The organism is Paenibacillus sp. sgz302164, from assembly GCF_056120505.1.
Map to the genome: position 1 here is coordinate 292,864 of NZ_JBVYOL010000003.1, position 24,109 is coordinate 316,972.

At 42.5% G+C, this 24,109-nt stretch carries 37 protein-coding genes; 11 read left to right on the top strand and 26 right to left on the bottom strand.

What is annotated here, in order from left to right; translation table 11 throughout:
• Positions 1-2: 2 nt before the first annotated feature.
• The 6 genes from AC0LWT_RS06930 to AC0LWT_RS06955 all read right to left on the bottom strand — a co-directional run bounded on the left by AC0LWT_RS06930 (position 3) and on the right by AC0LWT_RS06955 (position 2,870).
• Positions 3-1,115 (bottom strand): ParB N-terminal domain-containing protein, encoded by a 1,113-nt coding sequence (locus AC0LWT_RS06930; RefSeq protein WP_474680492.1) that lies wholly within the window; start codon positions 1,113-1,115, stop codon positions 3-5.
• A 157-nt stretch (positions 1,116-1,272) separates the two neighbouring features.
• The gene (locus tag AC0LWT_RS06935; RefSeq protein ID WP_474680493.1) at positions 1,273-1,536 is read right to left on the bottom strand and encodes an AbrB/MazE/SpoVT family DNA-binding domain-containing protein; all 264 of its coding nucleotides are present in this window, start codon (positions 1,534-1,536) and stop codon (positions 1,273-1,275) included.
• Positions 1,533-1,805, bottom strand: coding sequence for a hypothetical protein (locus tag AC0LWT_RS06940; RefSeq protein WP_474680494.1), 273 nt, complete (start codon positions 1,803-1,805; stop codon positions 1,533-1,535). Before AC0LWT_RS06940 ends, AC0LWT_RS06935 begins: the two co-directional genes overlap by 4 nt.
• Positions 1,806-1,822: 17 nt before the next feature.
• On the bottom strand, positions 1,823-2,071 hold the full coding sequence (locus AC0LWT_RS06945; protein ID WP_474680495.1) for a DUF7667 family protein: 249 nt from the start codon (positions 2,069-2,071) through the stop codon (positions 1,823-1,825).
• Positions 2,068-2,217, bottom strand: a complete 150-nt coding sequence (locus tag AC0LWT_RS06950; protein WP_474680496.1) for a hypothetical protein — start codon at positions 2,215-2,217, stop codon at positions 2,068-2,070. Before AC0LWT_RS06950 ends, AC0LWT_RS06945 begins: the two co-directional genes overlap by 4 nt.
• 386 nt (positions 2,218-2,603) lie before the next feature.
• Complete coding sequence (locus AC0LWT_RS06955; protein WP_474680497.1) at positions 2,604-2,870, bottom strand: helix-turn-helix domain-containing protein; 267 nt, start codon at positions 2,868-2,870, stop codon at positions 2,604-2,606.
• 155 nt (positions 2,871-3,025) lie between these two features.
• Between AC0LWT_RS06955 and AC0LWT_RS06960 the strand changes: the two genes are divergently transcribed.
• Entirely contained in the window at positions 3,026-3,421 is a 396-nt protein-coding gene (locus AC0LWT_RS06960; RefSeq protein ID WP_474680498.1) for a helix-turn-helix domain-containing protein, read from the top strand.
• A 166-nt stretch (positions 3,422-3,587) separates the two neighbouring features.
• On the opposite strand, the gene AC0LWT_RS06965 is transcribed toward AC0LWT_RS06960, so the two are convergent.
• Positions 3,588-3,809 (bottom strand): helix-turn-helix domain-containing protein, encoded by a 222-nt coding sequence (locus AC0LWT_RS06965; protein ID WP_474680499.1) that lies wholly within the window; start codon positions 3,807-3,809, stop codon positions 3,588-3,590.
• Between the two features lie 301 nt (positions 3,810-4,110).
• Here AC0LWT_RS06965 and AC0LWT_RS06970 point away from each other — a divergent pair, with 301 nt between their 5' ends.
• Positions 4,111-4,575: a hypothetical protein gene (locus AC0LWT_RS06970; protein ID WP_474680500.1), complete on the top strand. Its 465-nt coding sequence runs from the start codon at positions 4,111-4,113 to the stop codon at positions 4,573-4,575.
• 14 nt (positions 4,576-4,589) lie between these two features.
• A complete protein-coding gene (locus AC0LWT_RS06975; protein WP_474680501.1) occupies positions 4,590-4,967 on the top strand; it encodes a hypothetical protein in 378 nt (125 codons plus the stop codon).
• Between the two features lie 45 nt (positions 4,968-5,012).
• Here AC0LWT_RS06975 and AC0LWT_RS06980 read toward each other — a convergent pair whose 3' ends face one another.
• The 4 genes from AC0LWT_RS06980 to AC0LWT_RS06995 are packed head-to-tail and all read right to left on the bottom strand — an operon-like array spanning position 5,013 to position 6,571.
• Complete coding sequence (locus AC0LWT_RS06980) at positions 5,013-5,135, bottom strand: hypothetical protein (protein WP_474680502.1); 123 nt, start codon at positions 5,133-5,135, stop codon at positions 5,013-5,015.
• 17 nt (positions 5,136-5,152) lie between these two features.
• Positions 5,153-5,692: an accessory gene regulator B family protein gene (locus AC0LWT_RS06985; RefSeq protein ID WP_474680503.1), complete on the bottom strand. Its 540-nt coding sequence runs from the start codon at positions 5,690-5,692 to the stop codon at positions 5,153-5,155.
• The gene (locus tag AC0LWT_RS06990) at positions 5,689-6,390 is read right to left on the bottom strand and encodes a hypothetical protein (RefSeq protein WP_474680504.1); all 702 of its coding nucleotides are present in this window, start codon (positions 6,388-6,390) and stop codon (positions 5,689-5,691) included. Before AC0LWT_RS06990 ends, AC0LWT_RS06985 begins: the two co-directional genes overlap by 4 nt.
• 13 nt (positions 6,391-6,403) lie before the next feature.
• Entirely contained in the window at positions 6,404-6,571 is a 168-nt protein-coding gene (locus tag AC0LWT_RS06995) for a hypothetical protein (RefSeq protein WP_474680505.1), read from the bottom strand.
• A 117-nt stretch (positions 6,572-6,688) separates the two neighbouring features.
• On the opposite strand from AC0LWT_RS06995, the gene AC0LWT_RS07000 reads away from it, so the two are divergent.
• The 6 genes from AC0LWT_RS07000 to AC0LWT_RS07025 all read left to right on the top strand — a co-directional run bounded on the left by AC0LWT_RS07000 (position 6,689) and on the right by AC0LWT_RS07025 (position 9,455).
• Positions 6,689-7,366, top strand: coding sequence for a CPBP family intramembrane glutamic endopeptidase (locus AC0LWT_RS07000; RefSeq protein WP_474680506.1), 678 nt, complete (start codon positions 6,689-6,691; stop codon positions 7,364-7,366).
• 77 nt (positions 7,367-7,443) lie between these two features.
• Entirely contained in the window at positions 7,444-7,914 is a 471-nt protein-coding gene (locus tag AC0LWT_RS07005) for a hypothetical protein (RefSeq protein ID WP_474680507.1), read from the top strand.
• 35 nt (positions 7,915-7,949) lie between these two features.
• Complete coding sequence (locus AC0LWT_RS07010; protein ID WP_474680508.1) at positions 7,950-8,339, top strand: DUF1360 domain-containing protein; 390 nt, start codon at positions 7,950-7,952, stop codon at positions 8,337-8,339.
• Entirely contained in the window at positions 8,336-8,467 is a 132-nt protein-coding gene (locus AC0LWT_RS07015) for a hypothetical protein (protein ID WP_474680509.1), read from the top strand. The genes AC0LWT_RS07010 and AC0LWT_RS07015 overlap by 4 nt, the downstream gene beginning before the upstream one ends.
• Positions 8,468-8,550: 83 nt before the next feature.
• Positions 8,551-8,640 carry a putative holin-like toxin gene (locus tag AC0LWT_RS07020; RefSeq protein ID WP_474680704.1) on the top strand — a complete coding sequence of 30 codons (90 nt, stop codon included), beginning with the start codon at positions 8,551-8,553 and terminating at the stop codon, positions 8,638-8,640.
• Positions 8,641-8,762: 122 nt separating this feature from the next.
• Positions 8,763-9,455, top strand: a complete 693-nt coding sequence (locus AC0LWT_RS07025) for a hypothetical protein (protein ID WP_474680510.1) — start codon at positions 8,763-8,765, stop codon at positions 9,453-9,455.
• 213 nt (positions 9,456-9,668) lie between these two features.
• On the opposite strand, the gene AC0LWT_RS07030 is transcribed toward AC0LWT_RS07025, so the two are convergent.
• Genes AC0LWT_RS07030 through AC0LWT_RS07040 form a run of 3 tightly spaced genes read right to left on the bottom strand, consistent with a single transcriptional unit; the run spans position 9,669 to position 11,735 of the window.
• The gene (locus AC0LWT_RS07030; RefSeq protein ID WP_474680511.1) at positions 9,669-10,124 is read right to left on the bottom strand and encodes a YhjD family protein; all 456 of its coding nucleotides are present in this window, start codon (positions 10,122-10,124) and stop codon (positions 9,669-9,671) included.
• Complete coding sequence (locus tag AC0LWT_RS07035; protein ID WP_474680512.1) at positions 10,121-11,365, bottom strand: DNA polymerase IV; 1,245 nt, start codon at positions 11,363-11,365, stop codon at positions 10,121-10,123. The genes AC0LWT_RS07030 and AC0LWT_RS07035 overlap by 4 nt, the downstream gene beginning before the upstream one ends.
• Positions 11,358-11,735, bottom strand: a complete 378-nt coding sequence (locus tag AC0LWT_RS07040) for a YhjD family protein (protein ID WP_474680513.1) — start codon at positions 11,733-11,735, stop codon at positions 11,358-11,360. Before AC0LWT_RS07040 ends, AC0LWT_RS07035 begins: the two co-directional genes overlap by 8 nt.
• A gap of 193 nt (positions 11,736-11,928) precedes the next feature.
• Between AC0LWT_RS07040 and AC0LWT_RS07045 the strand changes: the two genes are divergently transcribed.
• Together AC0LWT_RS07045 and AC0LWT_RS07050 are read left to right on the top strand one after the other, a co-directional pair.
• Complete coding sequence (locus AC0LWT_RS07045; protein WP_474680514.1) at positions 11,929-12,567, top strand: hypothetical protein; 639 nt, start codon at positions 11,929-11,931, stop codon at positions 12,565-12,567.
• Complete coding sequence (locus AC0LWT_RS07050; RefSeq protein ID WP_474680705.1) at positions 12,551-13,636, top strand: helix-turn-helix domain-containing protein; 1,086 nt, start codon at positions 12,551-12,553, stop codon at positions 13,634-13,636. The genes AC0LWT_RS07045 and AC0LWT_RS07050 overlap by 17 nt, the downstream gene beginning before the upstream one ends.
• A gap of 65 nt (positions 13,637-13,701) precedes the next feature.
• Here AC0LWT_RS07050 and AC0LWT_RS07055 read toward each other — a convergent pair whose 3' ends face one another.
• From AC0LWT_RS07055 to AC0LWT_RS07110, 12 genes are all read right to left on the bottom strand, one after another.
• Positions 13,702-14,313, bottom strand: a complete 612-nt coding sequence (locus tag AC0LWT_RS07055; RefSeq protein WP_474680515.1) for a glycoside hydrolase family 73 protein — start codon at positions 14,311-14,313, stop codon at positions 13,702-13,704.
• 4 nt (positions 14,314-14,317) lie between these two features.
• Entirely contained in the window at positions 14,318-15,058 is a 741-nt protein-coding gene (locus tag AC0LWT_RS07060; RefSeq protein WP_474680516.1) for a C1 family peptidase, read from the bottom strand.
• Entirely contained in the window at positions 15,055-15,369 is a 315-nt protein-coding gene (locus tag AC0LWT_RS07065; protein ID WP_474680517.1) for a hypothetical protein, read from the bottom strand. The genes AC0LWT_RS07060 and AC0LWT_RS07065 overlap by 4 nt, the downstream gene beginning before the upstream one ends.
• A 1-nt stretch (position 15,370) precedes the next feature.
• Positions 15,371-15,670 carry a hypothetical protein gene (locus tag AC0LWT_RS07070; RefSeq protein WP_474680518.1) on the bottom strand — a complete coding sequence of 100 codons (300 nt, stop codon included), beginning with the start codon at positions 15,668-15,670 and terminating at the stop codon, positions 15,371-15,373.
• 34 nt (positions 15,671-15,704) lie between these two features.
• Entirely contained in the window at positions 15,705-16,943 is a 1,239-nt protein-coding gene (locus AC0LWT_RS07075; RefSeq protein ID WP_474680519.1) for an SGNH/GDSL hydrolase family protein, read from the bottom strand.
• 142 nt (positions 16,944-17,085) lie between these two features.
• A complete protein-coding gene (locus tag AC0LWT_RS07080; protein WP_474680520.1) occupies positions 17,086-17,592 on the bottom strand; it encodes a hypothetical protein in 507 nt (168 codons plus the stop codon).
• A complete protein-coding gene (locus AC0LWT_RS07085) occupies positions 17,586-18,125 on the bottom strand; it encodes a DUF4376 domain-containing protein (protein WP_474680521.1) in 540 nt (179 codons plus the stop codon). Before AC0LWT_RS07085 ends, AC0LWT_RS07080 begins: the two co-directional genes overlap by 7 nt.
• A gap of 18 nt (positions 18,126-18,143) precedes the next feature.
• Positions 18,144-19,694, bottom strand: a complete 1,551-nt coding sequence (locus AC0LWT_RS07090) for a DUF5585 domain-containing protein (RefSeq protein ID WP_474680522.1) — start codon at positions 19,692-19,694, stop codon at positions 18,144-18,146.
• Positions 19,695-19,709: 15 nt separating this feature from the next.
• Entirely contained in the window at positions 19,710-20,939 is a 1,230-nt protein-coding gene (locus AC0LWT_RS07095) for a baseplate wedge 1 family protein (protein WP_474680523.1), read from the bottom strand.
• 18 nt (positions 20,940-20,957) lie between these two features.
• Positions 20,958-22,133: a baseplate J/gp47 family protein gene (locus AC0LWT_RS07100; protein WP_474680524.1), complete on the bottom strand. Its 1,176-nt coding sequence runs from the start codon at positions 22,131-22,133 to the stop codon at positions 20,958-20,960.
• The gene (locus tag AC0LWT_RS07105; protein ID WP_474680525.1) at positions 22,133-22,486 is read right to left on the bottom strand and encodes a contractile injection system sheath initiator; all 354 of its coding nucleotides are present in this window, start codon (positions 22,484-22,486) and stop codon (positions 22,133-22,135) included. The genes AC0LWT_RS07100 and AC0LWT_RS07105 overlap by 1 nt, the downstream gene beginning before the upstream one ends.
• Positions 22,487-22,504: 18 nt before the next feature.
• Complete coding sequence (locus AC0LWT_RS07110; RefSeq protein ID WP_474680526.1) at positions 22,505-24,109, bottom strand: Gp138 family membrane-puncturing spike protein; 1,605 nt, start codon at positions 24,107-24,109, stop codon at positions 22,505-22,507.

The window sequence follows — 24,109 nt, forward strand, 5'->3', positions numbered from 1 at the left end:
GATTAAATCATCTTCCTTCCGTTAATAGCTGGTTTCAATTGATCTATGAAGGCCTGCAACATATCTAAGCTTTCACCGAGCCGCTTTTTCTCGCTGCTGCTTGATTCAACTATGGCTCCGAGCATAAATGATGTAATGCCGACTTTTTGAAGAAATTGTTTAATGTGAATACTGACTTGAATTGTATTGGTATCTGCTTCGAATCGGAGTTTTTTCATCTGAGCAGTTGCCATTTGTTCATCGAAATCACTGGGCTGCTGAAGCTTTAATGCTTCCAGTTCCTCGGTAACACGTTGATAACCGGATCTTAATTGATCGCTCTTGACGCGTTCTTGTTCAAGGGCTTCGTTCAATTTGTCCTTCCAAACCTTTTCTTGTTGCTTTAGCCGGGACTCTGCTTCTTTTTCCTTCTCTCGGACGAAAAGGGTCGTCTCTTCTTGATGGCGCTCTACAGCTTCGGCAATAGCATCTTGCACCTGTTCAGCCGGGACAGCGTTTTTGTATCGACGTTGTAGTTCCTGCTTTTCCTGTTCGGCCTGTTTAGCCCTCAGTTCCGCTTCGTGCAATTCTTCTTCCATACGCTTTTTAGTTTCAAGGTAAGCCCTATGCGTCTTGATCAAGCCTGCATCCAACTGCTGTATTATTTCAGGAGTAGCATTCTCGGCAATAAATTTAGCCTTGTCGAACTGCTTTCCGCTGCCGAATCCAACCTCCCCCGCAACGATATCCCGAACTTGCCCCGACGAATGTTCAGGCAAATTTTCCTTACCCGACATTCTTTCCTTCGCTTTCAGCTTTTCAATTCTTTCGAGCCGCTTTCCCCATTCGACGCGCTCACTAAAGGTAAATTCCTTCCGATGTTCATTTTCCGATATTTCGATCCGCAAGTGGTGCTCGCCGTCAGCAACGCTCATTTCCCGGACTTCAACTTGTTTTCGACCAAGGAATATATGCGCCCGCAATCTTCTTTCGCCGGCGATCAATTCGTAATTCGGCGTAACAACTATTGGGTTAATAGGTCCGTTTGCTTCAATATCTTTCGCAAGGTCTTCGATATCTCCAAAATCCTTGCGAATCCGATCACTAACTTTTATTTTTTCAATATCCAGAAGCAAGACTGCTCCTCCTTTCATCCTCCAATTAGAAATTTGAGGCCGATCCATGCAAACATTACCGAAACAGGGGCCAATATCATTACAGCGGCGTTCTTGATTCCGCGCATGAATCCAAGCGGTTCCTCTTCGTGTGTAGCAGGTTGTTTGCTGTTGCGGTTCATTTGTATGCATCTCCGACAAACAATGCCGCTGCATTTACCGCACAATCTGCACAAATTAACTTCCCAGATACAGCCTTCAGATCGTTGATTTTACCGCAGAAGATGCATCCAGGAGCGTATTTTTGAAGTATGATCCGCTTCCCATCAACGAATATCTCCAAAGGGTCCTTTTCTCCAATTCCCATTGAATCCCGAAGTTCTTTAGGAATTACAACCCGGCCTAATTCATCGATTTTTCTTACAATACCTGTTGATTTCATATTATTTCCTCGCTTTCTTTTTCAATTTGTTCAATCATGTGCTCAACTTCTTGTTCTTTGTAGTCGCTCATTTCATCGACATAGATTACTGGATTATGCTTTTCCCAACTCATAGGCTGTTCGAATCGATCTATCAAGCCAAAAGCTGTTTCCAGTTCTTCAATTTCTCCTGCTACCATGTCAGCATCGCCTTCATGTAGCAAGCCGCTGTTTAGAATCGCATGAAGCTGGTTAAGATGGATAGCATCCCCGACGTTCATTTGCTGCATAATTGATTCACAACCTTTCACTTCATCGACTTTTCAAGTTCTTCGATTTGCTTGCATATGTCCTGTTCCCAATCTAGATCCCCCATACAATGGGCATGGAAGGATAAATCCTTTAAGCCTTCATAATTGCAGATGAACATTAAATTTTGTTTCAGCAGCGAAAAGAGCATAACAATGTCATCCGAACGTAATGACTTCATATCCTTGCCGAGATTCCTTTCAGCCCACAAAGCCAATTTACGATGAATTGGATGAATACCGATCATGAGAACAGCCCTCCTTTTGCAATCCAATAGATTAATGCAGCGCCGACCAATATGATAATCATTGCTTCACCGTTCGTATAATCGGAACTTTCAAAGGAAACGCGATCACCTTTTGTAATGTCATTCCCGTTGATTTTGATCCGCATACACTAATCACCATCCTCCATGAATGATTTTGTAAGCATAATAACTGCGTACAAATATTCGAGAGTTTTAGCGTCGTTATGCGATGATGCCCGATCTACCAAATCTGTAAAGGCGTTTTTAAGGGAATCAGGGTTTTGTTTGATCGTAACGTGAGATTGCTCTCTCACTGCATCTACAAATTGAGACATGCATTTTGTTTGGTCCATTTCCGCGCAACCTTTCTTAACATATTTGCTAAGTTTTTTAACAATTAAGCGATAAAAAATAACGCGCTTAAACAAAACGTCAACAAAAGTAACGCTTGCGCAAAGTTTCTTTACGTTGTATAATAACTGATGTAAGGATACTTAAATTACATAACTTTACATTCGGATGTTTTTTGTTCCTAAGCTGAGATTGTTTTGTTTTTTTCTTGCTCAGTTTTAATATGTTTGATCAATGGATTCTCTGGGAATAATTTGAAGACATCACCATGTAAGAACTCCGCGATTTCCACCATTGTTTCCTCGGACATTCTTGTAGAACCTGATAAATAATTTCTCAATGTTGCACCAGTAACATTGAGATGGGTAGCAATGTCCTTTAGTAAAATCCCTTTAGTTACACAAAAAAGCTTCACTGTATCATAAGAAATTTTTATTGATTTAGTCATCGACTTGATGTAACCTCCTTTCACATGTAATCCCCTTTACTTAAGATTGCGTTGTTTGTTTGGGGGTATGTATGAATAATAGCATAGTTAAGTTTCTTTACGCAATAGTTAATTTTCTTAGCGCTAATAAAATGATTTTAAGGAGTATGATATGCATGTCGCTTTTTAGTGAACGGTTCACGGAACTACGAGATAATCAGAATATTTCCCAAGAGATCATGGGAGAATATCTCGGAATGAAAAGAGCAACTATTTCGAATTATTTAAATGGAAGAACTGAACCAAAGTACGATGACCTAATTAAAATTGCTGACTATTTCCGGGTTTCCATTGATTGGTTGCTTGGAAGAGAAGGTGCGGAAAAACACTTTTTTTACAGGTCATCCGATGAAAACAACGAAGACGATGAAATCCTTCTGGATCAGTTTTTGAAAAGTACAGAAGCTTTGCTTCGAGAGAAGGGGGACTTGGATCAAGATAAATTAACTTACTCTTTGAAATTTATGGAATTCACATTCAAGGAGGATATTGCCAAAGAAAGAAAAAAATAATTATCAATTCGACATGTAATGACAATATTTTTGATTTCTATATGATAATATTAGATCCATTACCACTATATGTAATGGTGCTTTTTCATCTTTTGTACAACAACTAGAGTACATTTACCCCGAAAGAGTCCATTAACGACCTCTTTCGGCTGCAATTCGGTGTTCCTTACTTCTCATTTGATGGAATCAATTCGTATAGTTGCCTTGGGTCAACATTCATTGTATCCGCAACAGAAAATAATGTCGCCGCGGACATTTTTTTTCGATTATTGCAATAATCTGAAACTTGTTGTCGTCCCCAATTCATTCTATCGGCAAGATCCTGATTGGTCCATCCTTTTTCTTTGAGAAGTTTTGTAAGGTTGCAGCTACCGAGTTTGTATTTCATCGGCTGCTGTCCTCCGGGTGACTATGTAGTTCACCTGTGCATATCGTACCAAAATTTTTAGTTTATGTGAATTTTATTTTGAGTGGGGGTGGTTGTGATGCTTGTTAAAAAATAAAAACCCCAAAACAAAGTGCTGGAGTTGGCGACCGCCTGCACTTATAGTTCTGGAGTCAGATGCATAATAATATTTTAACCCCGTGTAAGCATTTTGTACATTACTTTTCTTGTATTTTAAAAATCATTGACATTTTTTCGATTTCGTGTTATGGATACTCACTTTCTTGCAGGGAGGGGAATTATTGTGCAACAGGATTCTCATAATGTCGAATACATCCGCCTTGTAATAATGATCGATTGTGAAACCGGTAGACCTATTGAAGTAAATCGAGATGATATTTTAATGATTTATCACGAAAATAATAAAGGTCCGGTTTGTTTAACAAAAGATTATAGAAAAGGGTATCTTGGAATTAAAATCAGGCTTGAATTTCTAGAAGATATTTGGTTGAAAGATGGATTTGTTCTTGTTGATCGAACAAATATTGTGAATTTCAAGCATGTAAGGATATATGACCACGATCTTGGATTACTTTATTTTGATGATATCTCACGAGAAATAAATGCAACTGTTTGTTATGCTATGCGTGATGTTGCACTTGAGATATCCAAAATTTTAAAAATATCCATTATTTTACCGATAAAAAGTGTACCGCAAAAGAAAACTCGCTCATCACGAATTGACATATCAAACCTATTATTTACTTAAAGGGGTTGAAATAATTGGATCAAGAATTTCAGAGCGTTGACGAATTGTACAAAGAAATAGGGGAAAGTTGCCCCTTCTCACTCGCTAAACATATCGGTGTTGATATTCTCACTATGCCCTCTGATTTTGGAGATATAGTTGGAATGTACCAACTTTCTGGAAGAGAAACTTACAGGATTTATTTAAACCCACGAGTCGATATTTTCAAACAACAAGAAGCTCTCTACATACTAATAAAACATCACCAATCCGCGGCAAGGGGTGAAGCGTCACTTGTAACAAAAAACGATTTGAAGGCGCTCAATAAAATTGCCAAAGAAATCCGCCGAGTTGATCGATTGATTGCAGATATATTCCTTTCAAGGAATTTGTTCAACCGTAGCAAATTATAAAAAAAAGCGACTCCATAATGGGGTCGCTTTTTCGCTGGTTTTGTTTCATTTTTCAAAGAGTTCATTAGGAGCTGCAGGGCGATGGCAGATGACTATGCAACCAGTTTTCGCCATTAATTTTGCCCAAAGTGTTGTAACTGCGTTGCCGGCATTCGCGATAAATTTCATTGTAAATCGCCTCTCTCTCATAATTTATACTCATCAAGGATTCTTTGAAAAATCCGTAGAGTTGTAAGGGATTGGATAAAATAAGCTACTGATAGTACGTGGGATTGAAATATAAAATTACTTAAAACAATTGCTACAGATATTAACTTTAGCACAGCATAGTCTTTTTTCTCGATCATGCTCCGCTCAATATTACTAGGAGCAGTGAAAAATAGAATGATCCCTGAAACAAGAGTTAACACTGCTCCTGTATTCCAATAACTTACTGGAGCGTAAACCGCAACGAGGACAAAAGACGCGGATATAATATTGCATAATTCAGCGGACTTCATGTGGAGGCCACCGCTGAAATATCTTAGGATTGGAAATGCCAAAACTCCTAAAAGACCATTTTTAATATCCCCAGTAAAAGAAGTGACAATAATAACAGTCGTTGCAAATATTAAAAATTCAAGCAATGTTTGAGCGCCATACTGAATAATCCCTTTGGATGAAGGATTATCAGCTTTCTTATGTACAAACTCGGCAAATTTGTTTGACAACGACTCAGTTATCAATGTTGTTTATCCTCCTTAACAAATGCTTCCTTCATTGCTCTCGCATGTTTTTTCGATTGAATAGATGCATATAAAATACTTGAAATGAAAAATATGAAAAGCCCCACCACACAAAAACCATATACAGAGAGTACGTTTTTCTTCATGGAAATAAACTGAATGAAGAAACCGCTGGTAACCAGTAATGATGCCCAAATGAAATTGTATGGTTTTAAAATTTTGCTAACTCTAAATCTTCCTATAATAAACGGCAACCCCCAATTTAACTTAATTATTATCCATGCCACCAATAGGCAAAGTAATGAAGAACTTAGGTTCATTAATCCATAGTGTAGTAGTGATGACTGCATTTTCCCTGGGTCAGAAAGTTTTAATATAATCGCACTGTACGAAATTATTACGTCTATCATAGCTGCCACAAGGATTCCGGTGCCGCACATAATTAGTGATGCCAGGATATTGAACCACATAAATGTCATAAACACTACTATAAATGTTGATATGAGAATCAAAAAATGGCTATTTGATTCTATAACAAACTTGAAATAAAAATTTGTGGTCCCGAGAATAAGAGCCATTATCGTTATCTTTTTCTGATTCTCATAAATCGGTATTTTCATAAGTGAGAAAGTTAGAATTACGATTGATGACAAAGTGACAATTGATAGTATCAATTTTAAAAATATTTCCATGAACATATAATTCTCACCATCACTTTGCTTTTTTTTTATCTTTTGTTTTCTTCAAACCGATCCTTGCAAGCTCAAGTAGTGCAGTAGTTCTATTTGCAATAGCCTGATCCTCTTGATATTTTTCAACCTCTTCCAAAAACGTTACCGGCACCCGAATATCAATCCTTTTAGTTTTAACCCGAGCCATTTAAAAAGCTCCTTTTGTACTTGAATTGTACGTGATTTTCTATGATAATTGTAATACAATGTATGATAGTTGTCTATTGAAAAGCCGCACAACTATGCCATTTTATGGGGTGAAACTATGAATTTTTTGATATTTTTTATCATCATTTTAGTGATTCCGATTTTAAATTATTTTTCTGTAAAATTGATTAAAAAGAATGACAACGCACATGTCAAAGAACGGGGCTATTTTCTCATTTATGCAGTATATTGGCTTCTAACAGTCCCAATTCTGTTTTCATTTTCATTACCTGAAATCTACTACCCAGGACATATGCTATCTTTCAACATATTGGGAAAAATCCTTGTTTGGAGTCTAATGGCCTATATAATTTTCACCAATGTAATGCCTCTCCTACTACTCCCATTCAATCAGCAGCTACGAGAGAAGGTTTCAGAGGTATATGACGCAAAATTGTACCCTGTAACAGGAAAGCAGCAGCTCATGTTTGTATTTGTGGCGATTACGGTCGGGATATGTGAAGAGATTCTGTTTCGGGGGTTCCTGTATAATTTCATGATTGAACATTTCGGCATTTCCGAATTGTTGGCTTTGATCTTTGTTTCAATCATCTTCGGTGCTGGCCACTTTATGCAGGGCCTTAGTGGCGTTCTCAACTCCCTTATATTCGGTGTATTGATGGGATACCTTTATTTTTCTACTGGAAACCTACTTGTGCCTATAGTGGCGCATATAATTTACGACCTGAAGCCGATATACATAACAAGAATGCTTCAAAAAAGGGGCATAACTTAATCCGAAAAAATATATAGAAGAATTTTCCTCCTCCTGATAAAATTGTGTTGTGTCATCTTAAATGAGGGGGTATGTCCATGTGGTATATGCTTATATCTGTAATATCAGCTATCTGGGTTATTTTTGATGCAAGCAAAAGAAAAAATGAAAAACTTGGCTGGGCTTTCGGGACTTTGTTTCTCGCTCCTATTATCCTTCCGATCTATTTGTCAAAGAGACATTTGCTTGATGGGGAAACAAGGGAGGGTGGAACCTCCTGGAATGCACTTAAATATTTCGTTGTATTATGGACAATATTTATGATTGCTGCTGGAATAAATGCATTTTTCACAGCAGCAATGAGTATGGATGATGCTAGCGAAGCCAAGCAAACCGGAACAACCCTTGGTTTAATTGCTGTATGGATAATAATTGGATTCGTATGGTTTATCCCCACTGTTGGAGCCTTGCTACTTGGTTTGTTTTTGAAGAAAAGCAGTGTTATTGAAAAGGGGCCAACTGTTATTCCACAAGAAGTCAAAAAAATTGATATCCCATCTTTGAAATAAACTTATATGTTCCGTACATATTTTGGAGGGCACCCATGACATATCTATCAATACTTGACTTCATCATTCTTTGTCTTGCTACTTACCGCCTCACTCATTTGGTTGTCTATGACAAGGTGTTCAGACCGATCCGGAATTATTTTGTCGTGCTTACACTTGACCCTGAAACAAACGGACCGTGTTATATTCTTCAAGGCGGAAGGATTCGTCAGTTTATCGGCTCCATAATGAAATGTCACTGGTGTTCGGGATTTTGGGTTTCCTTGTTCGTCGTATTTTTTTGGTCGATATATAATCATATTGCGCTGAGTCTGAATCAAGTTTTCATTGTGCTGGCCGTCGCCGCGGCATCAAGTCTCATCGAGACGGTATGGGTCAAATTGTTCGGTATTCCGCACGAAATTCCAGAAAAGAGGTCTGCATGAAAGATCAATTTACTATCGCTGAGGCGAAAGATGTAGGAAAAGTTGTTCAGGGTTACATAGACGCAGGATTCACCCAAGTCACGGTCGCTCCAGGCGAAGGAGGGTATTTCTTAATCAGGCCATTGTAACTTTCTACCAATCTATGGTAGAATGACAATCGCACAATAGAAAGGCTAGTATGGGCGGTCGGCTACTCCCTCGAAAGGGGGTGATGCCTGTGGAGGTATTTCAAGCGATTCAGTTAATGTTCCTATTTGGAATGTTTATTCTTGCGCTGCTTACCTACATGAATAAAAAATAGACCGCCCTGGTCAAAGGAAGCGGTCTATTTTTGACTAAACCTATTGCAGCCTACCGCCCTTAAAAGCGGCTATTCTCTTAGCTGTTGCAATCATATCTGGATGCAGTACTTCAAAAGCTGAATTGGCCGATCAAGAAAAAGTGGCTGCGGAAACAGAATTGAGAATAAGGGCTGAAGCTGAAGCAAAAGTAAGGTTGGAAATGGAAGCAAAGGCAAAAGCTGACGCCGAAGCGAAGAAAAAACAAGAGGAAGAAGAAGTCAAAGCAGCTGAAGCCAAGGCCAAAGAAGAAATAGAGGCATTTGAAAAGACAAAACAAGAAGATGAGGCAAAATCTTCTCCCCAGCCAGAAGTACCAAAGTCCAAAATAACAAAACTCGAAGATGTTAAAACTGTGGCCGACGTTGTAGAAGTCATTAACAGCCACAAAGATGAAATAATCAAAAACAACCCTGGAACCATAGATGTAGGTGCTACATATCGGACCTCTGTATTTTTGAACAAAGGTATTGGCAGGAGCATTTCCGACGCAAATACAGATAGATTGGTTCTTTCGGTAACAATTGAAAATTTAGAAGATGATGACGAATCAACTAAAATTGATTGGAGAGGATTTGTTCTTGTGCATGGCGATGAAGAATTAACTAGTCAATTTATAGTAGGCAAAAACAATCAAACTGCAAAAGGCGGACTACTCCCAAAAGGTTGGCCTGTAATTCTAAAAATAGGGTTTGACATTCCATCAAAAGCCGAACTAAATGAATATAAATTAAGGATGTATGATGGGAAAGACCATGTTGACTTAAATCTTTCGTAGAATCAAAGCCTGCTCATTTCGTCGGAGCAGGCTTTGTTTTTCTATGGATCAATCATTTCCTCTTCTGCCCATTATCTACTCAGTTCCGCCCGGATAACGTCCTTGTAGTTGATCCATTCAAACTCACTATCCCCATTGTACGGATCTTCCGTATCAATCCTGAACCGTCGCTAGTTCATCTTGTGATCATATTTTTTCGACTGATGTATCCAATCATTTCAGGAATTCCGAATACTTCCCTAACCGTTTCATAAGCTCTGCTCGCGCAACATCTCTGATTAGAACAAATTTGTCCTCGTAGCCACGACAGATGTATTTATACCTCAAATTCGAATCGATCATTTCATCCTCAATCACCTTTATATTCCGTTCTTTTAATAACTTTCGCACTGCATGAAGATCGTTTGATATGTGGTTTTGAATGATATTTGCCGCTTTTACAAAGATTGTTCTCAGGGAGTAGGAACTGCGATCTATTTCCTGTTTATTCTTCTCAACGATTGAAAGTAGCATCGGAAGTAAGACATAATCCCGAATCGCTTCCAACTCTTCCTTCGTAGGCATTGTAGATTTGGTTTGCTGTTGGTGTCTTTGTTGAAGTGCAGCACTATGTTCTGGCGACATGAACTTCGTACTCCATCTACCATTTCCATCGAGTAATTTGCTCAAGCGTAATGCCCCCCAATCATGATTGCCCTTTCTTTGGCTTGCGCAGTTACGAGCAGAGAAGAAGCCCTAAGTATGGCTGCACTGCCGAATCTGTCCTTAATGCTATCCTGAGCTTTTGCGAGCCTAAGATTCCTTTCAATATCCTCGAATAGATCGAGTTGATACGTGCTATCATCGGTCAATTGTGAGAGGTCAATGGCTAGGTGTGTGATGGGATCTCCGTTCCAATACTTCTTGAACAATTCGAGTGCAGCTGAAACAACATGATGCTCTAAACAAGTCGGCGTCGGAATTGTCATCTGTCTCGAAAATCCTCTTGTCAACGTTCCGACGCCGACTGTTATGACACGGCCCATGCTATTGTGGCGCCGGCTTGTTCGGCATACTTCAATCACCAATTCAATTAATAGCGGCTCAATGTCTTCCATTGTCTGGTATAGCTGCGATCGTAGAGTGCGGCCTCGGGTGATTGACTTCGGCTTAGCGTAGGTCCTAGATACAACAGGGCTCGGGTCGATCCCCCGCGCAATTTCCCAATAGTATTCAGCCTTTATGTCTGATTGACGCCCCATTCTGTAACGCATACGTTGCTTGAAATCCCCAAGTTCTAGTCGCGCTATATCACCGATAGTATTAAGTCCCATTCTTAAAAAGTGGGCAGTCATCTTGGATCCGACCATGTACATTTTATGGACAGGTAACGGCCATAAAATGGACTCTACCTGATCCGCTGGCAACTCGAAAATACCACTTTCGCTCTTTTTCGCGAAATTGTCTGTCGCCATTTTTGCAAGTATTTTGGTTGAAGATATCCCCGCACGAATCCAAACACCTGTGGAAAGCATAACTTTTGTCTGCATCTGACGTGCAATTTCTTCAGGAGATCCAAAAAGTGACGTTGAAGATGTGATATCTATGAATTGTTCATCAATGCTCCAGGGCTCAACTAGGTCGGTGAAGGACTCATAAATTTCCGTGATAAGTGTTGAAACATCGATATAGGTCTTCATTCTCGGCCGCACTATTGTAAGGTCTGGACAAGTAGCAAGAGCTTCAAAATTGCGCATTGCAGTTGAAACGCCATAAGATTTCGCAATAGGGCAAGCAGTTAAAATAATACCGCTTTTTCGTGCCGGATCGGCTACCGCAACCGGTTTATTGTAAAGCTCTGGGTGTGCAGCTTTTTCCACACTGGCATAAAAACTCTGACAGTCGACCAGAAAAATCGTTCGTTCAGGCATAGGTCTTCACCGCCCTTCGCATATTCATCAGCGCATTCATGAGCTCCGCTTTGACCAAGCTCCTCAGCATGGTGAAATGATGAATGTAGCCGCGGACTTTGTATTCAACATGGATGCCTGAAGCATTCATTTCCGTGTTCAGCACTTTCATGTCCCGTTTCTTCATCTTGCTTTTAATGTTTTGCAATTCGAGGTGGATGGAATTTTCGACTTCCCGAAGATAAAAAATAAGATGATTGTACACGATCTTATCCTTGTACACTTTCAGTTCGTCGATATCCCTCGCCAGCATATCGAGCAAAATAGGGAGCAATGTGTATTCTTTGATGATTTGGATGTCTTCTTCTGTCTCAATCGTGTTTATACTCATCAATTCTCACCACCAAATACGAACGTTTGTTTGTATTTATTATACAATGGAGAAGTACTGATTATGCAACAAGAAAATTTATCAAACACGGTCTAGTTACATTTGATTATATCAGGAATATTTCCGGGAATATTTTGAGTTGATTTCTGCAAATCAGGATGGTATTATACGATTAAGAACAACTTAAGGGGGCTTGTATCTGCGACCTTTATTGAAACAAGAGGCATCTGAAATTCTCGACCCTTACATACTAAAAATCTTTAACTCCGTTGAAAAAGCAGTAAATAATTATTATAACGGTGAAGATTATGCTAAAAATCGTCATCGACATTCAGCTAGAACAGCGGCTTCTATATGTCATGATGACATCATTGACGAATTGAAGAAGCAGTTTGAAGGGGTCGATGGATCTAGATTTATTTATCGCAGAGGTCTTCACATGCTTGTAATTGCCGATAAAGTCGTTCTACGATTCAAAAAGTTTAACGACAAATTACTATCGAGTAACATTTCCACTAAACAAGTTAGTGCATACAATTTACAAGACACTGTTCAATTAGAAATTCCTGACTCCCCACCAGATGGCCTACTCCATGTAGGATATCTTGTAAACACACTTGGTACTGGGGTTAGTGAAGTTCATATTACCTACCGCTATGGTACTGCTAATGTATGGGCTTGGAATATATCAACTATTAGTTCTGACAAAAAGACGATTCAAATACCGTTGCCATTGGAAGAAAAACCACATGTAAGCACACGAACAAGAAAAGTAACAATAATAAAAGAAAAAGAAACTGGTGTTGGTGAACAAAATGCAAACAACTTCTGAGTATATAAACCTTAATAACCAGCTTCTTGTAATTGCTCGAGAGTCTAGAGGAATTGGGCAGGTTGAATTTGCGAAGATACTTGGTATATCTCAAGGGAAACTGTCAAAGCTTGAGAACGGACTTCTTCCAATTAGTGACGGAGAATTATTGAAGATCGCCAAAGAGTTAGACTACCCCAAAGATTTTTTTTTGAAAAACGACACTGTATATGGGATGGGACTAAGCGAGTTCTTCCATAGAAAAAAACAGGCCGTTCCTCAGAAATCATTGACTAAAATATACGCTCGACTCGAGAAAAGGCGAATGGAGATCCAAGCTCTGCTCAAATCAATCGATATAGGAGAGCCACTCTTTCCACAACTTGATCCAGACAATTTTAATGGGGACATTGAACAAATCGCCCAACTAACAAGAAAAGATTTACGAGTCCCTAGAGGGCCAATACAAAATGTCATTCACTTAATTGAAGAGGCTGGAGGAATTGTTATTCCTTTTGATTTCGATGGAAATCAAGTTGATGCAATAACTTTGTGGCATCCTGGAGTACCTCCACTAATCTTCACAAATTTCGAAAGGCCATTTGACAGAATTCGATTTACTTTATGCCATGAACTAGGACATATAATAATGCACCGTAGACCACCTAATGGCCTTGATGATATTGAAGAACAAGCTGATAGATTTGCTTCTGAATTCTTGATGCCTAAAGATGAGATATCCTATTCCCTTGGAGATATTAACCTTCAAAAACTTGCCTCTTTAAAACCCTATTGGAAAGTTTCAATGGCAGCACTCCTAAAGAGGGCTAGTGATTTAGAGAAAATTTCCAAAAGAAACTATGAATATTTATGGACTCAGATGGGGAAATCGGGTTACAGAACACAAGAGCCTGCCGAATTAGAACCACCAAAAGAAAAAATATGGTTGCTCAATGAAATTTTAAAAACTTACAGAGAAGATCTGAATTATTCTTCTGAAGACTTATGCCGGGTTATGTGCTTGAACCGGTCAGATTACAGTGAACTGTATTCGAATAAACAGTTGCCTACTCTACGTCTTGTTAAATAAAAAAATCCCCCGCCAGCCATAAGAGGCCAGCGGGGGATTTTGATGTTCAGGAAAATTTTCCTGAGCTATTCTACAGGAAGACCAGAAGCAACGCGCAGTTGGTTTGCAAGCCAATGTATATAGTCAGCCTGATCCGTTGCGCCTGCTTCAGTGGCTTTCTTCCAGTCAGGGGAAAGCCACGTATTTATGATCGTTTGAGCAACACCAGCATCTAATTTAACCACGTCGTCTGCCTCCTGATCGTATTTTTGAAGTCCATTGCTTTCGATAATTTGAATCAACTTTGCTGCATACTGCGGATCGGTCGCATAGCATGCTATTTGTAGCGCCCGCGCTGCTCCTGCGTAATCTCGTGCTGCGCATCGGTCGAAGAAACCGGCTTTTCGGTATCGCCCATTTTCGACCAGGAATTTTGAATGATCCGCTATGCTTCCATACCAATCCTCATATACTCGAAATCCATCCATGATCTGTACCCACTTGCCGTTGATGTATTCCTGGGTCGTCAGCTGCTGCCCGCTTCCCTTGATGCCGAAAAGGTTATTGCCGGGGGCAGATTGCCCCCATGCGCTTTCTAAGCAGGCTTGTGCTATTGTGATACTGGCAAGCACTCCGGTTTCTTGCATATCCTGCACCGCTGCCGCGGCGATTTTGTCTATGAAATCCTGTTTCCCCATGCCCTCACCTTCCTGTCCACATATCAGAAACAAACCAACCTATGAACTTCATTGGGAGATAAAAATAACCCTTGTCTCCCCATTCAGGGCCCCAAGAGTTACGGCAGATGATGTATTCTTCATCGTTGATTTTTTTGTACCCCATAGCGAGAATCGCATGCCCGCCGAGACTGTATTCCTTTGTCTTGTCTGGAAACGGGACTATCCCGGTACGGGCCACTTCCGCGCTTTCGAAGCTACTGTAAATTTCAATCCCCATTACAACCGGATAGCCGTTTGAAAGCGATTCCTTTAACTGTGCAACGGTCATAATTCGATGATAGGAATTAACCTTATGATGTTTAGCGGTAGCGTATGCTTCCGCTGTTGGAGTGTTTCGGAAAGTTGACTCCACGTATGGGAATGTCGATTCAGTAGCGCAGCCGATCTGCTGGAGCACCTTCATGCCATCCCGAATATAGGCTCCTGAATCATAATCTATTGTACCCTCCAACTCCCTTTCTTTGTAGTAGAGGAATAGGCGCGACAAGTGGAAATAGTAGCCATCTGCCTTTTTGTTCAAGAACGAATGGAACGCACAAATAGCATTCGCCGTGCAAGATCCGAGACTGCCTTGGTTATATATCGGGACTGCATCCTTGGGACGTAGATCGACAGAATCGGGAAGATTCGCGCCGGTTGATGCCAGTAGTAAGTCGCGCGAGTCAGGTTTGTCCGGTTTCAAAAGATATTTTCTTTCTGTCATTGCTCAGTATCTCCTTTCTTTTCTCCAGGTGGATTGATAGCTTTGTTTTGCATCTGACCCGCGGCGGAAGACACCAAAAATGCATTTGCGAATGATAGTGCGTACATTCTCCAGTCTGACCACGATGCACCTAAAGAAAGCTGTGCGACCGTTAGTACTAGCCACGCCACAATGACAGCAAAAATATCGGTTGGCAGCGAAAAGTAGCGATCTACTAACGATTTGAAATATTGCACAAAGAAGAACGTCAATAAAGAAGCTCCCCCCATTGCGGAGAGAGCCTGCCAAGTAAATAGTTGTCCATCTTGCATGTTAGTTCACACCTCCTATTTTCCATAACAAACTTACAGCGGCTACAAAAAGCCCTACAACGCTAATAACCGTACCGATCAGCCACTTTTGACCCTGCTTGAGATTGTTCACTTCATCTCGTATCTCACCAATTCTTTGATGGGATGCATCGCGCACTTCATCAATTCTGTGATGGGATGATTTCGAAGATTGTAGGGCTTCCTGTGCAATATCCCGGGCGCTGGCCATCAGATCGAGTTTCGTTTCAACCCGCGTAAGCCTCTGTAAGATTTCTTGTTGCACCTCATTTTCTGTCGGCATATCGCATCACATCCATTCCTATTTATCAAAAATATTAGACAACAAGATCGGCCATCCCCATGGTCGTAAGATTGAAAACATCTGTGGCTCCGAAATCAATCACGCCGATTTGACCAGCAGCGGCTGAGATATTAAACCCGAAGCGAGTATTGGTCAGATCCGTAACTGTAGCCTTGATCATTAACGGAACTGTAGTCCCTGGAAATGCTTCAAACGGAATTTGGCTAAGTACAGAGCCGTTCAGCACTCCGAGTTTTAGATACCCGCCCGTATTCCGGACGTAACAAGCGAGCAGAATTACATCACCGACCGATGCTTTCGATGTGTCGATGCCAAGGCTATAGGTTCCATTGACTGCGCTGCCTCCTGCGGAGTTGTCATAAGTTCTGCGAATCCAAGCGCCATATGGAACTTCGTTGTCAGTCGGAAATGTGTTGGTTGTTGCAGCAGTGCCAGCGACTAACGTCCAGCCTGTCCCAATAGAAGAATCAGACAAAGGATTCGAACAAAGGCCGTTTCCTTTTGCCGAGACAAGCCACGGTTGTTTTGGAAGATACGTGTCCAATGTTTTTGCAATGGCTTGTGCTAAAACCAAGTGACCGGCATTGTTTGGATGTGTGCCATCGCCAGCATCGTAGGTAGCAGCCATATTTCCGGTTGTTGCGTCCACCAATGGCGTATACGTGTCACAAATCGGGACACCATTCTGCGCTCCCCAAAACCGCAACCAAACGTTATACGAATTTAGAAGCTGCTTTGTAGCAGCCGAAACGCTTGCGCCACGGGGAGGTACCAAACCGAAAATAATAGGAATACCCGCGGCATCTGCCTTTGCTTTGATGGCCTTTATGTTCGTTTGATACGTCGCTAGAGCTACGTTTTGAGGCGCGTCATTCGTGCCGATCATGATAAATAGTAGTTGCACACCCTGTGCGATGATGCCGTCAATGCGGGCCAGCAGTTGGTCGCTCCTTTCCCCAGCTACCCCCCCGTTCACAGAAGTGGAGGCGACTCGGTATCCTAACAATTTGGCAACATTCGCCCTGAAAGAATAGACGGAAGCGTTCGTGCTTGAGGAACCATTCGTAATAGAATCCCCTCCCCAGCCGATTTTGTAACCGAACGTGCGGCTATTCATGGGAAGTTTTGAGAAGTCTACTCCGCCGCCACCTGATTCATCACTCCCGATGTAAAGTTGCCCTGCATAAACGCCATCGCTCGTTAGAAAATTAGCCTTGTTGTACAATTTTTTTAGATTTGGATTTTGCGGCATGAATATGCTCCTCCTAACATGTTTTTTTCTGAAAAACAAATAAGCGATGCCCCAATTAATGTTGGGTAACATCGCCAGAAATTTGATCTATGCTTGGTTTCATCACCTCCCCTAAGCCGATTGCATAAAAATAGCACCGACATTAAGCCGGTGCTTCATCCTGTACTAAAAATAGGTATGGCGATTCCCAAAGATCACCGGGACTTACATCGCCGGTTGATTGGCCGGTGATCCATATGCCAGTTTCTGCATGAGTTGCCTTGATCAGTTCTTCGCTACAAATGAACCTCGTCGGGATATCTAAGTAGATTGGAACACCCATCTTCTTCCGTAGAAAGAGCGCTACGACTTCCGGCCAGCCGTAGCGAGCGCCGCCTGTAGAAAGTATCCTTTGCAAAATCTTCTCTCGGGTATCTCGCGGAAAGTTTAGCCTCTTCACTACAAAATCGGCATAGTTGCTCATATCCGCAAATCCCGCCAGTCGAAAAGAATTTGCTTCGAACACCCGATTTTCGGAAACGAAATAGGCCACATGGAAGTATTTACTTCCTGTGGCCCACTGGACTATTTTTGCTATGATCCGATCCAGAAGAGACGACTTCAGCTTTCGGCTGACAAAAATTACGTCGCACGGCTGCAATTTCACCATACCATCGCCGCGACTTCTTCTGCCGTTTCTGCAGCTAATACTTGAGACTTGAGCGTCCAAAACTTTGCAATGCAGGCGTTTTTGTGCGCCAGCCCATCGGCAAACACTTTCTTGAACTGTTCGACGGTGTGCACCTCAGGAGCCCCGGAAGCTTTCCAAACAACGGTATCCGTCACGATGCTCACCGTAATCGCATTGAGCATGCCGCCGAGGTTGATTTGCGCGTCGTAGTCGAAGTCGTATATGTTCTCGGAGCCAAGAGCATCCGATTTGAAACCTGAAAGTATGGCGGCATTACATGCGGCGTTCAATTCCGAAATCTTGGTAGCTTTCGGGTCCGGTGCGTCTGGGTCAGGACGCTCTGTCCGCGATTGCTCAACGTATGATCCCGCATCCAAGTCAAACTGGTACGTTACATCAGCGAGAGTGTACGCATCAATACGGATAGTTTCTGTCTTTTCAAAATCACATAAAATATAATCAACACCTTCACTCTTAAAGCGAATATACTCCCCATCTTTAATAAATGACATGGCCCTTTCTCCTTTCCTTTATGGCGTACCAGCAGCAAGGCGACAATCTAAATTGTAACTAGGCAAATTAATAGAATATCCAGCGTTATTTTGAGTCAGCATTTCAACTTTACAGCTTGAGTTGAAATAAATCGAATCTGCTACATTGGTATTGTAAGAGGATGACCCACCAGCAGTTCCAATAATGTAGTCAATAGTACGTGTCCCATTCGCTCCATCCGCAGATCCGTTATAGTTTATGTTAGAGGTAACTATATCTTGCTTACCGTCCAGTGTTACTCTTAATCCAATCGTTGTATTGATAACTACAGTTGCTGAACCGCCTCCGCTCCATGACCATGATCCTCTTAATTTTTCCAATCGACCATAACCGGTAACATCAAATATGGTTATGTATGATCCAGATGGGCCCACAGATCCCGCAGTCATACTTCTTAATCTCCCTACTGGTAACATTCCGCCCACTGGCGTCCACACTCCTCCGCTGTAAAATTCAACGATCCCATTATTCAGACGGAATTGAACACCGCCAACTGTATCCGCTGTCCTCGCGCTATCGACCCTTACCCCAAAAGTATTAGCCCCGTTGTACCCAACGAGAGTTGGATACGTCGCTTGCCACGGGTTTTGCGAGTTGGTATTTCCTCCTGGGTATGTACCCGCGCTGGCATCGACTATCGTATGACCATTCCCAAAGTTTTTCCACCGAATTTCCTGAGCTGTCACAAGGTCTTTGGCCATGTCGGTTCTTGGTGCATCAATGGCTGCCCCAGTATGGGTATGTATCACTGGAGCCCTCGATGTATCAGTCGGATGCACATGATCAGCACGCGCATACCGCTTCGATGTACCGACCGCAGCCGTTCCATCCATTACCGGGTTTGTTGTAGCTGCTTGCCCGAGCACAAATGCTGCTGTAGCAATTTGCGTAGTATTCGTATCTGCTGATGCTGTCGGGGCTGTCGGAATTCCCGTTAGTGCGGGGCTATCTTTCGGTGCTAGTTTGCTAGTATTCGTAGCAATAGCAGCTTTCACAAAGCCCGCCGACGCCGCCGTATCATCATTCGTCTCGACCGGAGCCGTTGGAACTTTCGGCGTACCAGTGAATACAGGAGAATCTAATGGAGCATAGGCGCCTGCTGGGATGGTAGCAGTTACGCTTGTTGCATTTCCAATTGCAGCATTGATTCGGTAGTTGCTAGAAAACGCTCCTGAAGAAATAGGCGGTATGTTATCACCCGAGTCACCAGCGTTTGCATACGAATAGAGAATTTCTCCGAGATCAGGATCACTAGCAAATAACCCTATCTCGCATGTATAGGTGATAGCGGTTATGTTTGTATTTTCGAAAATACCGCTCACCTGTGAAGTGCTTCCATTCCTAGTAATCGAGCTAATGGGAAAAAAAGATATCGGAGTGATAAGCTCAGTTAGTGTAAGTGGATTTTGCCCCGCAAGTTTCCCACTACCTATTTGTAGCCGAGTGAAATTGATCGTCACACCTGCCTGCGCTTTTGCATACAAGACCATTCCGGCGTTCGTAATGGTCATCGTTCCGTATGAAGCCATCCGCGCCTCCCCTTTCTATAGCGTATTTGTAGAAATAGTAATGTAATTCATTCCGCTTACCAAAGTCCCAATATATCCCGACTCGTCTATTACCGTAGAATTAATATAAATGATCTTCACACCCAATGGTTTCGGAATGATCATTCCTGCGATAACCATCTCTACGGAAATGGGGTCAAGACCGCTGTTTATGACGGCTTGCATCGTCATGTCCTGGTTGTCGATAATTTGGATTGGTGCATTTGGGAATATTTCATTCCATATTTTGTACATGGATGGGATTGTTCCGTCCCATTGGTTTTGAGCGATTTTTGCTTTCAACGCAATTCTGTAGTTTGTATCATCCAAGACCGGTGACGATCCGCTTGCGGGATTGAAGGGAAGCTGCCTGCTTCTCCCAAGTATGGACCCAAGCAAGTCCAACTGCGATCCCACCGCTGTTTCTATGTCAAACTTGCTGGGAATCGCTTCTGTTTGCTGCATACCTAAATCAACTTTTATCAGCAAACTCTCTAGCCATTTAGTAAGCTTTGGCTGCGTCCGGTGTTGGGATGTAAGAATATCCAGATACTTTTCAATCCTGGTTTTGTCCAAATTCGGCGTCATGGGCACTGTAGATGTTGTCCATGACGCTCCATCCATAAGAGTCCCTGTACTTTTATTCGCCGTAGAATCCGAAAGTGAGGTACCCTTGCCTTCGTCGCATTTCCAATACCCAATTAGCCCCGGTTCATTGCCAAATAGCGCTTGATTCATACTGGATTTGATTTGATCCTCAGATCGAGCAACATTCCACAATCTGATTTCATCCATCGCACCTTGAAAAGGGAGCCGCGACGCATCTAAATATATTCCAAATCTCTGTATGCTAGTGGCATCCAAATTAAGGTTTCGGACCCCAGAAGCTTGCAATACACCATTCAAGTAGAGTTTCTGAGTTACGCCGTCGTAAGTGCATGCAACGTGATAATAGACGCCTTGAGTAATGGTGGAGTCACTTGTTAGAGTTAAAGGAGAGCGCCCATAAAATTTCATACTGACTACAATTTTGTTCGAAGTATTTATGCGAATGTAGGTCCCGATGTTATTAGTGCCAAGCAGATTATAAGTTCCCGATGCAGAAGTATCGCTTCTAAACCAACATTCGAAAGTTATCTTCGACCCAACGGGCAGAGTCGGAGTTGATAAAGCGACATGGCTACCAGATCCATCAAAAATCAGGGCTGCCGGATTCGTCCATCCCATATTTAAATTCCGCCCTCCCTAAGTCACGTTGACCGAGATATAGGCGACATTGCCGCGTGTCACCTCGTTAAAGGTTGTAATTATATCCGCGGTTCCTTGTGTCTGCCCATGCCTTGCAGCTGTAACGCTTGTCACAGAGAAAATTGGTTTTGTAGGAACTTCATTTACACTGAGAGCAGCCCCCCAAAGACTGGATATGGAAAGATCATCGCCAATAGAAAGACTACTATTGAATGCCGCTAAAGCATTTTTGATGTTTTGAGTTGTAGCTGTTGTATATCCAGCCAATTGTTTTACGTTTACAACCACGTCGATGTCAACATAGGTTGGACGATAGAATCTATAGGTGTTCAGTGCGCCGTATTGGTCACTCACCGTTACAGAGGTTGTTCCGTTCGTAAAACATCCAGGACCTTTCCTGCGATACAAAGCTCGCCCTATATCTGCGTCTGCCCCTCCCTCTACTACGGCGGTTATCGAGTGTGCAGGCAAGCCGTTGCTATCGGTCACGTTTGTATCGTTCTCATAGAGAACGAATCGTGTAACGCCGTTTATTGCTGTTATTTCCCCTTTCACTCCTTCCAGTATGCTCCTGCTTGGCTGTGCCGTACTCGTTGCTTGTCTCGCTCTCAGTTCGCCGTCTGTCTCCACAGGAGAGCCTACAGTTGCGGCAGCGGGGTTTATGACCGAAGTCCATCCATAGGTGGGTGTCACGATTTTTTTTATGTCGCCGGCAGATGCACTGATCGCGCCGTTTGTTTGACATGTCGCAAGAGCTGTTACCGTTCCTGAGTCACCGATTGTTATCGGGCTCGTAATGGACCATTTGTTTCCGTTCACATCCTCAACTACGCCGTTTGTGAGAATCGTTCCTTTTGTCCCGGTCAATGTGACATATGCGGTTGAAAATACTGCTGGTATACGCTTGATTCCATTGATTCCGACGACAATATCAAGTCCGCTGCCTATTGCTGTAGCAGGCCCGCGAGAATTATATGTGGATTGACTTAGTAGGTACGAATCATAAATCATACTCGAAAAAGCAGAAATCAGTTGGTAGTCTTGACTGTCGATGCCAAGGTAGATATCTGATCCAAAAATCTCTTTCGAATCAGCTATCAGTTGATCACGAATGTCAGTATATGAAGGGATTCTTATTCCTGTTTCATCGATAATCGGGGCAAAATATGTCATTAGAATTTCACCTCCACCGTCGCATCCCCGTATTTGGTTTCAGCGGTACATATCAATCCGTATTTTCTCTCTTCATAGCTGCTTTCAAAATTCGTGATGCGTGTTACATCCTTTGTATTCAAAATTACATCCCGAACGAGTAGGTCCGTAGCCTGCACATTTTCAGGCGTCCCAGGTTGACCGAGAATGTTTTGGAATAGGGGCAACCCCTTGGCCGTATCCTCCCACCATTCACCCTGGAGCAGAAGTAAATTGGTTTTTATAGCCTGACTTACCGCGGTTGTGCCCGTATAGAAATCATTCTCGTTGTGTCCGAATGTATAGTCCCCGTTGTTCAATTTCCTGTATCTCAAATCACTTTCTCCCCTTTCCTAATGCTTGGAAATGAGAATCTTTGCTGAAGCATACCCAGAACCCAAATACCCGTACACTCCAAAATCAGTAAACGTCGCATTTATGTTTCCGAACTGTTTCACGGTACCATCCGAAAGAATGCCTTTGACACCCATGATAAAAGTGTTGTCTTTTGTCCAAGTCGAATCAGGGTAGGACATATTGAAATCTGTGGTATTCACGATATCAGCGTTGACGGTGACGATTGCAGGAACAACTTTTCCTCCCAATTTGGCGTCGCCTGTATCAGAAATTTCAAACACATCTATCCAGTTTTCCTTTGCCCCACTTTTATTTTTGGGGAGTTTCCGCCAGACCCACTTTGTATTTTCCATGCTGGCCTGGTTCGAGTACGGATTGAATGAACCATTGTCATAGAAATCAATCGGGCTGACCATGCCCCAATAGAAGCTATTCAGGGAAGGTTTGTCGCTGGCAAAAAGCCCATGGAATGCATTCCAGAGCGTTCCGTTGTACGCATAACCGTATTCATTGTAGGGCTTGTTTGGGTCAGTGCTGCCCCCAGAGAATTTGCCAAGCGATATCCTTTTGTATGGGCTTGTTCCATTACCATCCACTTCAAATCCAGCCCCGCCGATTGTCATTCCACCATATGCGTCCATCATGAAGGAATTTTGCCAGCCAAGCATGATGCCAAATTCTTGCCAAACACCGCCAACATATGACCCGATATCTTCCCCGGTTTGGTCCCGTAAAGGGTCGCCCACGGCATATGCATTCTTCCCGTTCGCCTTCCAAAGGTTGACTCCCTGATTAATTGAGTCGAAACCTTCTTCTCCCGGGTAAGTGCCGCCGCCTTGCATTTGCCATCCAAACGAGAAGTTGTTGACGTTGATCCGTTTGAATCTCTTTGCCTCGTAGTCGTATCGGGCATTGATGAGAATCCACATTTCTGTATAAGCAATCCCGCCGCGCACTCCGGTTATGACAGCGAAGTTATAAGCGGAGAAACTAGATGCTGAATCTCTTGGGAATATTGCAAGGTTCCCCTTCACCTTTCCACCGGATGTTCCACCATCTGCAATGTTGCCGTTAATCTTCACATCCGGGGCCGAAATATCAATCTCACTGGGATTCACCCGAATGTACGCGGCTCCGTCATCGGTTCGCAACTCAGCCGCGGAGGTTGAATAGTTGGTGATTTTTCGCGGTTGGGACCATACGCCCAAGATAGCAACGGCGTCCGAAAGGTCATGCCTCCGCTTTTCGATTTGGTTCTGCATTCCGCTATTGCTGAACCATGCGTCTATGCACATGTCCGCAAATACGACCAAGCATTCATCCCCAGGCTTCACGGGCAAAGTCAGGGCAAAACCTCCAGCCCTGGGGACTACAATCGGAACATCCAGCAGCAGAGGAAGATCGACCCAGCGAGTGGTCAAGTCATCATTTGAGATCCGTTCACGGAGGGCCGGTTGAACTGTGACGGTCTGCGCTACTGGGTCAAACTCTTGGATGATTCCTGGAATCGAAACCCGAAAATTGTTTGCGAAATTCTCCAACATGAGCAGGTACATTTCTTCTCGGTTTTTCGGTATTCTCTCGCTTATTGGCAGTGTCAC

Excerpts from the sequence above, each read along its gene's own strand:
- AC0LWT_RS07035 (WP_474680512.1), bottom strand. The coding sequence starts at position 11,365 with ATGCCTGAACGAACGATTTTTCTGGTCGACTGTCAGAGTTTTTATGCC.
- AC0LWT_RS06955 (WP_474680497.1), bottom strand. The coding sequence starts at position 2,870 with ATGACTAAATCAATAAAAATTTCTTATGATACAGTGAAGCTTTTTTGT.
- AC0LWT_RS06995 (WP_474680505.1), bottom strand. The coding sequence starts at position 6,571 with ATGGCTCGGGTTAAAACTAAAAGGATTGATATTCGGGTGCCGGTAACG.
- AC0LWT_RS06980 (WP_474680502.1), bottom strand. The coding sequence starts at position 5,135 with ATGAAATTTATCGCGAATGCCGGCAACGCAGTTACAACACTTTGGGCA.
- AC0LWT_RS07060 (WP_474680516.1), bottom strand. The coding sequence starts at position 15,058 with ATGACAGAAAGAAAATATCTTTTGAAACCGGACAAACCTGACTCGCGC.
- AC0LWT_RS06960 (WP_474680498.1), top strand. The coding sequence starts at position 3,026 with ATGTCGCTTTTTAGTGAACGGTTCACGGAACTACGAGATAATCAGAAT.
- AC0LWT_RS07000 (WP_474680506.1), top strand. The coding sequence starts at position 6,689 with ATGAATTTTTTGATATTTTTTATCATCATTTTAGTGATTCCGATTTTA.
- AC0LWT_RS07095 (WP_474680523.1), bottom strand. The coding sequence starts at position 20,939 with ATGGGATGGACGAATCCGGCAGCCCTGATTTTTGATGGATCTGGTAGC.
- AC0LWT_RS07100 (WP_474680524.1), bottom strand. The coding sequence starts at position 22,133 with ATGACATATTTTGCCCCGATTATCGATGAAACAGGAATAAGAATCCCT.
- AC0LWT_RS07050 (WP_474680705.1), top strand. The coding sequence starts at position 12,551 with ATGCAAACAACTTCTGAGTATATAAACCTTAATAACCAGCTTCTTGTA.
- AC0LWT_RS06940 (WP_474680494.1), bottom strand. The coding sequence starts at position 1,805 with ATGCAGCAAATGAACGTCGGGGATGCTATCCATCTTAACCAGCTTCAT.
- AC0LWT_RS07075 (WP_474680519.1), bottom strand. The coding sequence starts at position 16,943 with ATGCCGCAAAATCCAAATCTAAAAAAATTGTACAACAAGGCTAATTTT.
- AC0LWT_RS07055 (WP_474680515.1), bottom strand. The coding sequence starts at position 14,313 with ATGGGGAAACAGGATTTCATAGACAAAATCGCCGCGGCAGCGGTGCAG.
- AC0LWT_RS06945 (WP_474680495.1), bottom strand. The coding sequence starts at position 2,071 with ATGATCGGTATTCATCCAATTCATCGTAAATTGGCTTTGTGGGCTGAA.
- AC0LWT_RS07015 (WP_474680509.1), top strand. The coding sequence starts at position 8,336 with ATGAAAGATCAATTTACTATCGCTGAGGCGAAAGATGTAGGAAAAGTT.
- AC0LWT_RS07010 (WP_474680508.1), top strand. The coding sequence starts at position 7,950 with ATGACATATCTATCAATACTTGACTTCATCATTCTTTGTCTTGCTACT.
- AC0LWT_RS07080 (WP_474680520.1), bottom strand. The coding sequence starts at position 17,592 with ATGGTGAAATTGCAGCCGTGCGACGTAATTTTTGTCAGCCGAAAGCTG.
- AC0LWT_RS06990 (WP_474680504.1), bottom strand. The coding sequence starts at position 6,390 with ATGTTCATGGAAATATTTTTAAAATTGATACTATCAATTGTCACTTTG.
- AC0LWT_RS07020 (WP_474680704.1), top strand. The coding sequence starts at position 8,551 with ATGCCTGTGGAGGTATTTCAAGCGATTCAGTTAATGTTCCTATTTGGA.
- AC0LWT_RS06950 (WP_474680496.1), bottom strand. The coding sequence starts at position 2,217 with ATGCGGATCAAAATCAACGGGAATGACATTACAAAAGGTGATCGCGTT.
- AC0LWT_RS07040 (WP_474680513.1), bottom strand. The coding sequence starts at position 11,735 with ATGAGTATAAACACGATTGAGACAGAAGAAGACATCCAAATCATCAAA.
- AC0LWT_RS06965 (WP_474680499.1), bottom strand. The coding sequence starts at position 3,809 with ATGAAATACAAACTCGGTAGCTGCAACCTTACAAAACTTCTCAAAGAA.
- AC0LWT_RS07085 (WP_474680521.1), bottom strand. The coding sequence starts at position 18,125 with ATGTCATTTATTAAAGATGGGGAGTATATTCGCTTTAAGAGTGAAGGT.
- AC0LWT_RS07090 (WP_474680522.1), bottom strand. The coding sequence starts at position 19,694 with ATGGCTTCATACGGAACGATGACCATTACGAACGCCGGAATGGTCTTG.
- AC0LWT_RS07065 (WP_474680517.1), bottom strand. The coding sequence starts at position 15,369 with ATGCAAGATGGACAACTATTTACTTGGCAGGCTCTCTCCGCAATGGGG.
- AC0LWT_RS07005 (WP_474680507.1), top strand. The coding sequence starts at position 7,444 with ATGTGGTATATGCTTATATCTGTAATATCAGCTATCTGGGTTATTTTT.
- AC0LWT_RS06935 (WP_474680493.1), bottom strand. The coding sequence starts at position 1,536 with ATGAAATCAACAGGTATTGTAAGAAAAATCGATGAATTAGGCCGGGTT.
- AC0LWT_RS07070 (WP_474680518.1), bottom strand. The coding sequence starts at position 15,670 with ATGCCGACAGAAAATGAGGTGCAACAAGAAATCTTACAGAGGCTTACG.